Raw genomic sequence first — 12,391 nt, 5'->3', positions numbered from 1 at the left:
CAAACGGGCGGTCGCCCGCCTGAATGGTAAAGTCTTCCTTAAGGCCGGCCCGACGCATCGGCCCGGAAAAGCAGCAGTTTCCCGGCGATTCCGCCCATAAGTATGCATCAGGACCAAACCCATTGGCCGAATTGCCGCGGATTTAACGGAGCGGGCGCGCCCAGCGTTTAACCCTTTGTCCAGCGACGGCCGCGCATAGTCCGGTGCAAATCCCTTGCTCTTGCCGGGTTCATTCATCGTGACATCCTTTGGACGCGTGATTTCGGTTCGCGGATCGCTCGCCCGGGTCGGGCTATTGGCGGCAAGCCAGATGCCGATCTCGGAGGTTCGGGCCACCGTCGGCCGTTTCGTCAGCATTCGCTGCGCCAGCTCGGTCATCGTTGCGATGATCACCGAGGTCTCCTGCGAGAATCTGTCGAGCTCCGACGGCTACATCGCCATCGCCTCGGTCGACCTGCTCGGCGAGATCCTCAACGCCGCGGACAAAGCCAAATTCCAGCGCGGCGTCACCAATTATCCGACCATCGGCGATGCCGTCGACCTGATCACCAGCCAGGAGCTGCGCACGATCTATGCGCCGACCGGGTCGGATCAGATCAATGTGGGTTTCCTCCAGCAGGACCGCTCCGTCGTCGCCTACGTCGATGTCGAGGAGATGCTGTCCAAGCATTTTGCCGTGCTGGGCTCGACCGGCGTCGGCAAATCGACGGGCGTCTCGCTCCTGCTCAACGAGATCCTGAAAGCGCGGCCGAACCTGCGCATCTTCCTGCTCGACGTGCACAATGAATATGGCCGCTGCTTCGGCGACCGCGCGCTGGTGCTCAACCCCCGAAACCTGAAGCTGCCGTTCTGGCTGTTCAACTTCGAGGAAATCGTCGACGTGCTGTTCGGCGGTCGCGCCGGCGTGCCCGAGGAGCTCGACATCCTCGCCGAGGTGATCCCGCTCGCCAAGGGCGTCTACACCCAGTACCAGAACGCCGACCGCATCGGCCTCAAGCGCATCGATCCCAAGCAGATCGGCTACACGGTCGACACCCCTGTGCCCTATCGCCTGGTCGACCTGTTGTCGCTGATCGACGAGCGCATGGGCAAGCTCGAAAACCGCTCCTCGCGCATCATCTATCACAAGCTGATCTCGCGCATCGAGGCCGTGCGCAACGACCCGCGCTACGCCTTCATGTTCGACAACGCCAATGTCGGCGGCGACACCATGGCCGAGGTGATCAGCCATCTGTTCCGCCTGCCGGCCAACGGCAAGCCGATGACGGTGATGCAACTCGCCGGCTTCCCGGCCGAAGTCATCGATTCCGTCGTCTCGGTGCTGTGCCGCATGGCGTTCGATTTCGGCCTGTGGAGCGACGGCGTCTCGCCGCTGCTGTTCGTCTGCGAGGAAGCGCATCGCTATGCCTCCGCCGACCGCAACGTCGGTTTCGGGCCGACCCGCAAGGCGGTGTCGCGCATCGCCAAGGAAGGTCGCAAATACGGCGTCTATCTCGGCCTCATCACCCAGCGTCCGGCCGAGCTCGACGCCACCATCATCTCCCAGTGCAACACGCTTTTCACGATGCGTCTCGCCAACGACCGCGACCAGGCGCTGCTGCGCGCCGCAGTGTCGGACGCCGCCGCGAACCTGCTCTCCTTCGTGCCGTCGCTCGGCACGCGTGAAGTGCTGGCCTTCGGCGAAGGCGTTGCGCTGCCGACGCGCCTGCGCTTCAAGGAGGTGCCTCCGCACCAATTGCCGCGCGGCGAGGCCACCATCAGCAGCGTGCCGTCCGTCACCTCCGGCCACGACATGCACTTCGTCAGCGCCGTGCTCGAGCGCTGGCGCGGCGCCACCTCGCAGCGCGACGTGCCGAACGACCCGGTGTTCTCGGCGCCGCCGGCAAAGATGATGTCCAGCGTCGATGCCCCGATGCTGCAACCATCGATGGGGCTCGATCCGGACCGCTTCTCGCTGTTGAAGAAGCCGCTGCGGTAAGCTTCGCTCCATCCACATCGCCATTGCGACGGAAGATCTGGCGTCGTTCATGGCTGGCGCTTCCGTCGCGGCCAACTCGGCCCGCCAGATTGAGCCCGCCACCCGCATCGACTATGGTTGCCGGCCCCAAGCCGGAACCATGCCCATGACAAAAGCCGCGCAACGCTTCCCCGCACCCGCCCTCGATACGCTGCCCGACGACATCCGCACGAGGCTTCTCGCCGTGCAGGAGAAGAGCGGCTTCGTGCCGAACGTGTTCCTGACGCTGGCCTATCGTCCCGACGAGTTCCGCGCCTTCTTCGCCTATCACGACGCGCTGATGGAGAGGGACGGCGGCCTCACCAAGGCCGAGCGCGAGATGATCGTGGTGGCGACTTCGGCGGCGAACCAGTGCCAATATTGCGTGATCGCCCACGGTGCGATCCTGCGCATCCGCGCCAAGAACCCGCTGATTGCCGATCAGGTCGCGGTGAACTACCGTAAGGCCGACATCAGCCCGCGGCAGAAGGCGATGCTCGACTTCGCGATGAAGGTCTCGACTGACGCGCAGCGGATTTCCGAGGACGATTTCGCCGTGCTCCAACCGCACGGCTTCAGCGACGACGACGTCTGGGACATCGCCGCGATCGCCGCCTTCTTCGCACTGTCGAACCGGCTGGCGAATTTCACCGGCATGCGCCCGAATGAGGAGTTCTACCTGATGGGACGACTGCCGAAGAGGTGACGGGCAAGACATGACCGAGCTGGACTGGCCCGAAATCCTGCTTCGCCTCGGCGCAGCGACGCTCGCCGGCGGCGCGATCGGCCTCAACCGCGACCTGCACAGCAAGCCGATCGGGCTGAAGACGCTCGGCATCGTCGGGCTCTCCACCGCAACCGTCGTGCTGCTCACAGTCCAGTTCGCCGAGCCCGGCAAGATGACCGACGCGGCGAGCCGTGTGATCCAGGGCATCCTGACCGGCATCGGCTTTCTCGGTGCCGGAGTCATCGTCCACGAGAGCGACCGCTTTCGCGTGCGAGGCCTGACCAGCGCGGCCTGCACCTTTCTCGCCGCCTGTCTCGGCATTGCCTGCGGCGCCGGGCAATGGAAGATCGTCCTGGTCGCGCTGGCTGTCGCCTTCGTGCTGCTCACGATCGGCCGCCGCATCGAGCGCTGGCTGCATCGCGCCCTCGGCGGCAAGGAGGATCCGCACCGGCCGCAGAGCCCGCCGTCTGCGGGTCCCCGCAATAGCGGCTAGCGATCATCAGATCGTCCAGGTGGCCTCGCTCACGTCTTCCGCCGCAGGCTCCAGAGACTTCCAGCGCCCAGAATGGCGGTCACGAGCAGAATCGCAACGAAGGTCTGGATGATCGTGAAGTTCAGGGCATCGCGCGCAACGAACAGCGCGGTGACCGCGCCCGCGATGACGAAGAGGATGCGAAAGATGATGCTCATGGCCATGTCTCCGGTCAGCATGACCTGGAGCCCACCTCGCCCACGACATCGGGACGCAACGCTGCTTCGGCAATCATGCAGGCGGACCATAGCCGCCGGCCGCCGCCGCAATTTTGCGGAAGATCAAGCCTGCCTGGACCGCCAGGCCGCTAGCGCTTTGTCATCAACTCGAGCGCCGGGGCAAAACGCTCGGCAAATGTCAATGTCTTGGCGTGGTGAACTGCGGCAAACGATGCCGAAATCCCTGCTGAGGCGACGGCGAGCAAGGCAATGGCAAGAACCAGACGGCGCATTCCGGTCTCCTGTGTAAGCTCGATACCCCAAAGAGATGGGGTGCCCCTGTTTCAGGACCGCTTCATGGAGACGGGAAAGTGATTTCGCTCAAGCGACCGTGATTGTGGTGCGATTGGTGGTGCCGAAGGGCGCCACGGCCCTAGTCATCGTCCTCCGGACCGCACCAGCCGGGCAGATAGATGGCATTCTTGCTTCTGGCAGCGGCCATCGCCTTCTCGATCGCCCTGTCGAAATCGGACTCCACCACCTTGCGCGAGACCTGTCGGCGCAGGAAATCGGCCCACAGAAATTCTGAGAACGGCGTGGTGTCTTTGGCGAAGCCGCCCATGCGGCGCAATTCGCCGGCAAGGCTGCGAAACGGATCGTCCTTGAGGTCGGCGACCGATTTCGGCAAGTCGCGGAACGATCGCCGCTCGCCCTTGGCGTCGTAGGGGTAGACCCAGCGCTTGTTGTCCATGACGCCCCAGAAGGCCTCGCGCTCGACCATCCTGAGATCGCCGACGATGGTCACCAACACCTCCTTGACGCCTTCATCGTGCAGCGCGCGGCCGAGATGATGATGATCAATCACGTAGTAGCGCGAGTCGGGGCCGCAGACGACGGGGATCATGTGCTTGCCGAGCAGATCAGCCTGCTTCTCCTCGTCGCGCTCGCGCCAGCGCTTGCGCTTCTCCCTGACCTCCCGCATGCCGACCGTCATCTGCGTCGGCCGGAGCGACAGGATCGGGACAGGATGCACTCGCGGCTCGCGCGTATTGGTCATGATCGATAAGTCCTCAGATGGCCCCGGCTTTCCCGCGACTATGCCATGGGCCCCGCAGCGACAAAATGCGTTCGGAAAGGGCGCTGAGATCACAAGTCGGTACTGGCGGGACGAAGGGCCGAGTTCCGTGGCCATTGTGATCCCTGACGTTGCGGCGCAGCCCGCGCACGGCCGCGACGGCCGGCTCCACACCGGCCCATGCAGAAATAGTGCAAATGCACAAATGCACGCGAGCATTGAGAAGATTTTCTGCAACGCGCTCGTCACGTATGCTATCTGAATCGCTGCTCCGGAGTGATCCCCGCCCCATGAACAACCAGCGGCCCATAAGCTCGGATGACGAGCACCGGGTGCTCCAGTTCAGGCCGCGCACCTCGCCGTCCACGGCGGCCCAGCGCGGCAGCGGCACCGTACAACCGTTGCGCGTCGCTCCCGAGCGGCTGGACCTGTCGCGCTACGAGCGGCCCCGGGCCGAACCCGACAATTTCCGCCAGCGCATGCTTGCCAACATCGCGGCGCTGGCCTTCACCATCGCGCTGACCGCGATCGGGATCTGGCTCGCGGTCAGCATCGCCGACCTGCGCCGGACCCAGGATTGCGTGCTGATGGGACGCCGCGACTGCGTCAAGATCACAACGCCGCATATTTAGGGACCGGCCCGCCGCTGGCCGCCCGGCGGAAGGGTCCCGGTGGGCATCCCCAGCCTGTCCCTTTGCGATCCCCTTGGCCTGCCCGGCTCCATTGAACTCAGGGCGGCGCTCCGATATACGGGCTTTCGACCCGGCCAGAGGGGGGTTTGAGGGCGTCATTCGGGGCGCGATGCCCACCCACCGTGCCACTCTGGACAATCTGACAAATACCCGCAATATATCAAAGGCTTAGTGATGTCTTCCACATTCGATCAGGTCGCCACGATCATCGCTGAAACCTGCGACATCCCCCGCGACACGATCACGCCGGATAGCCATGCCATCGATGACCTCGGCATCGACAGCCTCGATTTTCTGGACATCGCGTTCGCGATCGACAAGCAGTTCGGCATCAAGCTGCCGCTGGAGAAGTGGACTCAGGAGGTCAACGACGGCAAGGCGACCACCGAGCAGTATTTCGTGCTGAAGAACCTGTGCGCCCGCATCGACGAACTGGTTGCGGCCAAGGGCGCGAGCGCCTAAGGGCGCAGTCATGCAACTCGAATACTTCCACATGATCGATCGCATCGTCGACCTCAAGGTCGACGAGAAGACGATCGTCGTCGAAGCGCAGGTCCCGAAGGAAAGCACCATCTTCGAGGGGCACTTCCCGGGCTATCCGTTGATGCCCGGCGTGCTTCTGATCGAATCGATGGCGCAGGCCTCGGGCTGGCTTCAACTCGGCGTGTTCAAGTTCGAGCGTATGCCGATCCTGGCCGCCGTGAAGGAGGCCAAGGTCCGCGGCTCGGTCTTCCCCGGCGATCTCATGAGCATCGAGGCGCGCCTGACCCATGAAGGCTCCGGCTATGCGATGACCGAAGCCAAGATCAGAGTCGGCGGCAAGCTGCGCGCCAATTCGGCGCTCACCTTCACGCTGATCCCCTTCCCCAATGCGGATATGCGCTCGCACATGGACGCGATCGCCAAGCGCGTCGGATTTCCGCTACAGGCCGTATCGACATGATTGACACTCCCGCTTCGAAGCCTGGCCAGACCGAGGTCTGGATCACCGGCATTGGGTTGGCCACCTCGCTCGGCGAGGGTCTGGACGCCAACTGGGCCGCGCTTCAGGAGAAGCGAATCAACGTCGACGAGAAGGGCTTTGCGCCCTACATCGTGCATCCGCTGATGCCCGTTGCCTTCGACAGCCAGATCCCGAAGAAGGGCGACCAGCGCCAGATGGAAGCCTGGCAGCGCATCGGCACCTATGCCGCAGGTCTTGCGCTCGATTCCGCCGGCATCAAGGGCAACAAGGACATCCTGTCGAAGATCGACATGGTCGTCGCCGCCGGCGGCGGAGAGCGCGATCTCAACGTCGACAGCGGCGTGCTGACGGCCGAGGCCAAGGGCGCCAACGCGCCCGGCTTCCTCAACGAGCGCTTGATGAGCGATCTCAGGCCGACGCTGTTTTTGGCCCAGCTCTCCAACCTGCTCGCCGGCAACATCGCCATCGTGCACGGCCTGGGGGGCACTTCGCGCACTTTCATGGGCGAAGAGGTCGCCGGCGCCGATGCCGTCCGCATTGCGCTTGCGCGCATCGCCTCGGGCGAGAGCGACATCGCGCTGGTCGGCGGCTCGCACAATGGCGAGCGCAAGGACCTGTTGGTCCTCTACGAATTCGGCGACTTCAACCTCAAGAACAAGTTCGCTCCCGTGTGGGCACGCAAGGACCACGCCGGCTTCGCGCTCGGCTCCGCCGGCGCCTTCCTGGTGCTGGAATCGAAGGCGCATGCGGAAGCACGCGGCGCAAAGCCGTTCGCAAAATTGTCGAGCGTCGTCGCGGACCTCGCCAAACGTAAGCGGCCCGGCGACATGGCCGCGACGCTGGAGAAGCTGTGGGCCAAGCTGCCGAAGCGCGAGGGCAAGGGCGCCATCATCACCGGAGCGACCGGCGCCGAGCCCGCGACCTCGGAAGAGCGCGGCTTCCTGAAGAGCCATGCCGACTTTCCGGTGCGCTCGACCGGCACGGTGTTCGGCCACGCCATGGAGACGCAATTCCCGCTCGGAATTGCGCTCGCCGCGCTGTCGATCTCGCGCAGTGCGCTGTTCCCGCCGAACGATTCGACCGGCACCGAGATTGAAATGCAGGGGGCACCAACCCAGATTGTGGTGGTGGGAGCTGGACACTGGCGCGGCGAAGGCATGGCGCTGGTCGAGGCGGTTTAGTTAGCTCAAGCGGGGATCGACATGAGTGCAGCACGCGACAAATTCGGGCGCCCCGTCGTCGTCGTCACCGGCATGGGCATCTTGACGTCGCTCGGCGCCGGAAAGACCGACAATTGGGCGAAGCTCGTCGCCGGCGAATCCGGCATCCGCACCATCACGCGTTTTCCGATCGACGGCCTGAAGACCACGATGGCGGGCACGGTCGATTTCGTCAGCGTCGATCCGTTCTCCTCCACCGCCCTGTCCGAGCGGATGGCCGAGATCGCGACGCAGGAAGCGCTGGAGCAGGCTGGCATCGGCGCCAAGGCCGATTTCCCGGGCCCCCTTTTTCTTGCCGTTGCGCCGGTCGAGGTCGAATGGCCGCAGCGTCGGGAACTGGGTCGCGCCGTCGGCCAGCTCGACATCAACTATGACGATTTGCTGCGCATTTCCGGCGGCGGCAAGTACAGCGCCTACCATCATCGCTTCATGTTCGGCTCGGTCGCCGCATCTCTCGCCGAGACGTTCGGCACCAAGGGTTCGCCGATCTCGCTGTCCACGGCCTGCGCCTCGGGTGCGACCTCGATCCAGCTCGGCGTCGAGGCGATCCGCCGCGGAGAGACCGATGCCGCGCTGTGCGTCGCCACCGACGGCACCGTGAACCCGGAAGCGCTGGTGCGCTTCTCGCTGCTTTCGGCGCTGTCGACCCAGAACAATCCGCCGCAGGCGGCCTCCCGCCCCTTCTCCAAGAACCGCGATGGTTTTGTGATGGCCGAAGGCGCCGGCGCACTGGTGCTCGAAAGCTACGAGGCGGCGACTGCGCGCGGCGCGAAGATCCTCGGCGTGATTGCCGGATGCGGCGAGCTCACCGATTCCTTCCATCGCACCCGCTCCTCGCCCGACGGCAAGCCGATCATCGGCTGCATGAACAAGACGCTGGCCGATGCCGGCATGACGCCCGACCAGATCGACCACATCAACGCGCACGGCACCTCGACACCCGAAAACGACAAGATGGAGTTCAACACGACATCGGCCGTGTTCGGTGAGCTCGCGCAGAAGATTCCGGTCACCTCCAACAAGTCCATGGTCGGCCACACCATCTCGGCCGCCGGCGGGGTGGAGGCGATCTTCTCGCTGCTGACGCTCGAGCATCAGCGCATTCCGCCAACGATCAACTACGACATTCCTGATCCCGCGATCCTGTTCAACGTCGTCGGCAACAAGGCGCGCGACGCCCGCGTGACCGCGGTGATGTCGAATTCGTTCGGCTTCGGCGGTCAGAACGCCTCGCTGATCCTGACCCGCGAACCGGCCTGACCGGACGCATGTCGCTGCTTCCTGCGAGCATGAAGACCCGCGCGCGGGAGGCTGCCAAATCGCTCGGCGGAAGCCTGATCGGCGCGGCGACGGTCGCGATGCTGCGCACCACGCGCTATTTCGATCCGGTCAAAACCTCGGACTTTTTCGCGCGCGCCGTCAAGCTGATCGGCCCGCGCCTGCGCGAGCACCGCATCGGCCGCGCCAATCTCACCGCCGCCTTTCCGGAGAAATCGCCGGAGGAGATCGAACGGATCCTGATGGGCGTCTGGGAGAATCTCGGCCGCGTCGGCGCCGAATTCGCCCATATGGACCGCGTCTGGGACTACGATCGCGACCATCCGGAGAAGAGCCGGATCGAATTGTCCGAGCGCAGCATCGAGCTGTTCGACCAGATCCGCGATGACGGCAGGCCGGCGCTGATCTTCGCTGCGCATCTGGCCAATTGGGAATTGCCGGCGCTCGCCGCCGTCGCGCATGGACTGGATACCGCGATCCTCTATCGCCGGCCGAACATCGCCTCGGCCGATCGCATCATCCAGGAGATGCGCCAGGTCAACATGGGCACACTGATCCCGGCCGGCCGCGACGCGCCGCTGCGGCTCGCGCAGGCGCTCAAGGACGGCAAGCACGTCGCCATGCTGATCGACCAGTACCTCACCGCCGGCGTCGAGGTCACGTTCTTCGGTCGCAAGACCCGCGCCAATCCGATGCTGGCGCGCCTGCTCCGCCAGGTCGAATGCCCGATCCATGGCGTGCGCATCATCCGCCTGCCCGGCGGCCGCTTCCGCGGCGAGCTGACCGAAGAGATCAAGCCGGTGCGCGATGCGGACGGCAAAATCGACATCCAGGGCACGACGCAGGCGATCACCAGCGTGGTGGAGAGCTGGGTGCGCGAGCATCCGGAGCAGTGGCTGTGGCTGCACCGAAGGTGGCGGTAGCCGGCGCAACTCCTGCCGTCTTGGCCGGGCCCGTCCCGGCCATCCACGCATCGCCACGCGGCAGGAAAGACGTGGATGCCCGGGACAAGCCCGGGCATGACAGCTGAGCAAGGGAGCGTCTGCTCCGTCTCAGCCGCTCAGCGCCCCGTCTTCACCTTGGTCCAGAGCCGGTTGATGATCCGCTGCGTCGCCGGCTCGCGCGCCGTGATGACGAACAGCTTCGAGAGCGTCGCCTCGTCCGGGTAGATGTTCTTGTCGCCAAGGATCTTCGGATCGACCAGCTTCTGGCTGGCGAGGTTGCCATTGGCGTAGGACAGGAAGTCCGAGTTCTTGGCGGCGACATCAGGGCGGTAGAGATAATTGATCAGCGCGTAGGCTTCAGCGACGTTCTTGGCGTCGGCGGGGATCGCGAGATTGTCAAAGAACATCTGCGCGCCCTCTTTGGGAATCGCATAGCCGATCTCGATGCCACTCTTGGCTTCGGCCGCGCGGGCACGGGCCTGCATGATGTCGCCGGACCAGCCGACCACGAAGCAGATCTCGCCGGTGGCGAGCGCGCTCAGGTATTCGGAGGAGTGGAACTTGCGCACGAAGGGACGGACTTTCGCCACGGCATCGGCGGCCTTCTCCAGGTCCGCCTGCTTGGTCGAGTTCGGATCGAGCCCGAGATAGTTCAGCGCCGCCGGAAAGATGTCGTCGGCGGAGTCGAGCATGTGCACGCCGCAGTCTTTGAACTTGGCGAGGTTCTCCGGCTTGAAGACGATGTCCCAGCTGTCGATCTTCGCGTCCGGTCCGAGGATCTGCTTCACCTTGGCGACGTTGTAGCCGATGCCCGTCGTGCCCCACATGTAGTTGGCGGCGTAGACGTTGCCGGGATCGTAGATGCCGAGACGCTGCGTCACCACCGGCCAGGCATTGCTGAGGTTCGGCAGCTTCGACTTGTCGAGCTTCTGGAAGATGTTGGCCTTGATCTGGCGCTGGAGGAAGTACGCCGTGGGCACCACGACGTCGTAGCCGGACTTGCCGGCCATCAGGCGCGTCTCCAGGGTCTCGTTGGCATCGAAGGTGTCGTAGACCACCTTGATGCCGGTCTCCCTGGTGAAAGCCTCAAGGACATCCGGCGCCATGTAGTTGGACCAGTTGTAGAAGTTGACGACGCGCTCCTCGGCCCCTGCCGGGGGCGAAAGCAACGTCAGCGCCGCGGCGATTGCAACACCGAGGCGAAACCCGGAGCGGCTGACGCTCGTCATCTCTCGTCTACCTCTTGCGCCCGCGCACCGCGTCGGACAGCCGCTCCAGCGCGGTGTCGAGCGTCTCGTCCTTCTTGGCGAAGCAGAACCGCACCACCGAGGTTACGGGGTCCTGCTCGTAGAAGGCCGAGACCGGGATCGCCGCAACCTTGTAGTCTTTCACGATGCGCCAGCAGAATTCCGTGTCGCTCTCGTTCAGCCCGAGCGGTGACAGGTCCACGGTGAGGAAGTAGGTGCCTTGCGACTTCAGTACGGGGAACCCGAGGCTCTCCAGCCCCCTGGTCAGGCGGTCCCTGCTCCGCGTCAGATCCTTGCGCATCGACAGGAAGTAGTCGTCGGACTTGCCGAGGCCGTAGGCGACGGCGGCCTGCAGGTTCGGCGCGGTGGTGAAGGTCAGGAACTGGTGCACCTTGGCGGCGACGCGCAGCAAGGGCGGTGCCGCGCAGACGAAGCCGATCTTCCACCCGGTCAGCGAGAAGATCTTGCCGGCCGAGCCGACCTTGATGGTGCGCTCGCGCATGCCGGGAATGGTGATGAGCGGGACGTGCTTGTGCTCGTCGAAGGTGACGTGCTCCCAGACCTCGTCGCAGATCGCGATGACGTCGAACTCCTGGCAGTAGCGCGCCAGCAGCTCGAGGTCCTCGCGCGGATAGACCACCGCGGACGGATTCAAAGGATTGTTGAACAGCACCGCCTTGGTCTTTGAATTGAAGACGCTTTTCAGCATGTCCTCATTCAGCCGCCAGTGCGGCGGCTCGAGACGGACCAGGCGCGGAATGCCGCCCGCCTGGCGGATGATGGGCAGATAGGAATCATAGACCGGCTGGAAGCAGACCACCTCGTCGCCGGGCTGGACCACCGCGAGGATCGCCGAGGTCAGCGCCTCTGTGCCGCCCGAGGTGACCATCACTTCGCTCATCGGATCGAGCGTGAGGCCGTGCCAGTGGCCATAATGGGTCGCGATTGCCTGGCGCAGCTCCGGCAAGCCCATCATCGACGGGTACTGGTTGTAGCCGTTCAGCGAGACCTCGGCCGCGGCGCGGCGGATGTCCTCAGGACCGGGATCGTCGGGAAAGCCCTGGCCGAGATTGATGGCATTGTTGTCGCGGGCGGCCTGCGACATCGCCTCAAAGATGGTGACGGGAAGGTCGGCAAAGACCTTGTTCAAGGAAGAATTGGACATCGAGCCGATCAGCCACCGACCTTGCTGGGGAGCCCCGCCGCCTTCCAGCCCAGCATGCCGCCGGCCAGATGCTTGTTGTAGGGAAGGCCCGCCGCCTGCGCCGCCAGCGAGGCGGTCACGGAGCGTTTTCCCGAGCGGCAGGCGAACACGACCTCCTTGCCGGCGGGATCGGGAATCGCCTTGGGATCGAAGGTCGAGAGCGGCACCACGACGCCGTAGGGATAGGCCTCGGCCTGAACCTCGTTCGGTTCGCGAACGTCGACGAGCAGATAGCGCCCTTCCGCGACACCCTTGGAAACCTCGTCCGGGGTCAGATCCTGTACTTGATTCGCCACATCATCCTCCAACGTCGCAGGCGCATGCCGGGGCGAACCCCGGCGGGCGGCAACCTCG

Annotated in this window: 15 protein-coding genes; 9 read left to right on the top strand and 6 right to left on the bottom strand. The window is 64.6% G+C overall.

What is annotated here, in order from left to right; all coding sequences use genetic code 11:
- The first annotated feature begins 238 nt into the window (after window positions 1-238).
- The 3 genes from ABIA42_RS10095 (at window position 239) to ABIA42_RS10085 (ending at window position 3,216) form a co-directional block, all read left to right on the top strand.
- Window positions 239-1,978: an ATP-binding protein gene (locus ABIA42_RS10095; RefSeq protein ID WP_370113871.1), complete on the top strand. Its 1,740-nt coding sequence runs from the start codon at window positions 239-241 to the stop codon at window positions 1,976-1,978.
- A gap of 145 nt (window positions 1,979-2,123) precedes the next feature.
- Window positions 2,124-2,702 (top strand): peroxidase-related enzyme, encoded by a 579-nt coding sequence (locus ABIA42_RS10090; RefSeq protein ID WP_370113873.1) that lies wholly within the window; start codon window positions 2,124-2,126, stop codon window positions 2,700-2,702.
- A gap of 10 nt (window positions 2,703-2,712) precedes the next feature.
- Window positions 2,713-3,216 carry an MgtC/SapB family protein gene (locus tag ABIA42_RS10085; RefSeq protein ID WP_271529123.1) on the top strand — a complete coding sequence of 168 codons (504 nt, stop codon included), beginning with the start codon at window positions 2,713-2,715 and terminating at the stop codon, window positions 3,214-3,216.
- 29 nt (window positions 3,217-3,245) lie between these two features.
- On the opposite strand, the gene ABIA42_RS10080 is transcribed toward ABIA42_RS10085, so the two are convergent.
- The 3 genes from ABIA42_RS10080 to ABIA42_RS10070 all read right to left on the bottom strand — a co-directional run bounded on the left by ABIA42_RS10080 (window position 3,246) and on the right by ABIA42_RS10070 (window position 4,470).
- The gene (locus tag ABIA42_RS10080) at window positions 3,246-3,413 is read right to left on the bottom strand and encodes a hypothetical protein (RefSeq protein WP_165936397.1); all 168 of its coding nucleotides are present in this window, start codon (window positions 3,411-3,413) and stop codon (window positions 3,246-3,248) included.
- Window positions 3,414-3,562: 149 nt separating this feature from the next.
- Window positions 3,563-3,706: a hypothetical protein gene (locus ABIA42_RS10075; protein WP_162832029.1), complete on the bottom strand. Its 144-nt coding sequence runs from the start codon at window positions 3,704-3,706 to the stop codon at window positions 3,563-3,565.
- Between the two features lie 140 nt (window positions 3,707-3,846).
- Complete coding sequence (locus tag ABIA42_RS10070; RefSeq protein ID WP_271529124.1) at window positions 3,847-4,470, bottom strand: ParB-like protein; 624 nt, start codon at window positions 4,468-4,470, stop codon at window positions 3,847-3,849.
- A 308-nt stretch (window positions 4,471-4,778) separates the two neighbouring features.
- On the opposite strand from ABIA42_RS10070, the gene ABIA42_RS10065 reads away from it, so the two are divergent.
- The 6 genes from ABIA42_RS10065 to ABIA42_RS10040 all read left to right on the top strand — a co-directional run bounded on the left by ABIA42_RS10065 (window position 4,779) and on the right by ABIA42_RS10040 (window position 9,565).
- Window positions 4,779-5,120: a hypothetical protein gene (locus ABIA42_RS10065; RefSeq protein ID WP_271529125.1), complete on the top strand. Its 342-nt coding sequence runs from the start codon at window positions 4,779-4,781 to the stop codon at window positions 5,118-5,120.
- 234 nt (window positions 5,121-5,354) lie between these two features.
- The gene (locus ABIA42_RS10060) at window positions 5,355-5,642 is read left to right on the top strand and encodes an acyl carrier protein (protein ID WP_007592476.1); all 288 of its coding nucleotides are present in this window, start codon (window positions 5,355-5,357) and stop codon (window positions 5,640-5,642) included.
- Between the two features lie 10 nt (window positions 5,643-5,652).
- Window positions 5,653-6,123 (top strand): 3-hydroxyacyl-ACP dehydratase FabZ family protein, encoded by a 471-nt coding sequence (locus tag ABIA42_RS10055; protein WP_370113876.1) that lies wholly within the window; start codon window positions 5,653-5,655, stop codon window positions 6,121-6,123.
- Entirely contained in the window at window positions 6,120-7,325 is a 1,206-nt protein-coding gene (locus tag ABIA42_RS10050; protein ID WP_271529127.1) for a beta-ketoacyl-ACP synthase, read from the top strand. Before ABIA42_RS10055 ends, ABIA42_RS10050 begins: the two co-directional genes overlap by 4 nt.
- Window positions 7,326-7,346: 21 nt before the next feature.
- Entirely contained in the window at window positions 7,347-8,624 is a 1,278-nt protein-coding gene (locus ABIA42_RS10045) for a beta-ketoacyl-ACP synthase (protein ID WP_271529128.1), read from the top strand.
- A gap of 8 nt (window positions 8,625-8,632) precedes the next feature.
- A complete protein-coding gene (locus tag ABIA42_RS10040) occupies window positions 8,633-9,565 on the top strand; it encodes a lipid A biosynthesis lauroyl acyltransferase (RefSeq protein ID WP_370113879.1) in 933 nt (310 codons plus the stop codon).
- Window positions 9,566-9,702: 137 nt separating this feature from the next.
- Here the strand turns inward: ABIA42_RS10040 and ABIA42_RS10035 are convergent, their stop codons facing one another.
- Genes ABIA42_RS10035 through ABIA42_RS10025 form a run of 3 tightly spaced genes read right to left on the bottom strand, consistent with a single transcriptional unit; the run spans window position 9,703 to window position 12,333 of the window.
- Window positions 9,703-10,815 carry a polyamine ABC transporter substrate-binding protein gene (locus ABIA42_RS10035; protein ID WP_271529130.1) on the bottom strand — a complete coding sequence of 371 codons (1,113 nt, stop codon included), beginning with the start codon at window positions 10,813-10,815 and terminating at the stop codon, window positions 9,703-9,705.
- 7 nt (window positions 10,816-10,822) lie between these two features.
- Window positions 10,823-11,998 carry an aminotransferase gene (locus tag ABIA42_RS10030; protein WP_028178565.1) on the bottom strand — a complete coding sequence of 392 codons (1,176 nt, stop codon included), beginning with the start codon at window positions 11,996-11,998 and terminating at the stop codon, window positions 10,823-10,825.
- An 8-nt stretch (window positions 11,999-12,006) separates the two neighbouring features.
- Window positions 12,007-12,333, bottom strand: a complete 327-nt coding sequence (locus tag ABIA42_RS10025) for a rhodanese-like domain-containing protein (RefSeq protein WP_028178566.1) — start codon at window positions 12,331-12,333, stop codon at window positions 12,007-12,009.
- Between the last annotated feature and the right edge of the window lie 58 nt (window positions 12,334-12,391).

Source organism: Bradyrhizobium sp. USDA 327, from assembly GCF_041262065.1.
Classification (GTDB): Bacteria; Pseudomonadota; Alphaproteobacteria; order Rhizobiales; family Xanthobacteraceae; genus Bradyrhizobium; species Bradyrhizobium liaoningense.
Note: the sequence above shows the minus strand (reverse complement) of the source record. Positions and strands in the feature narration are given on the sequence as shown.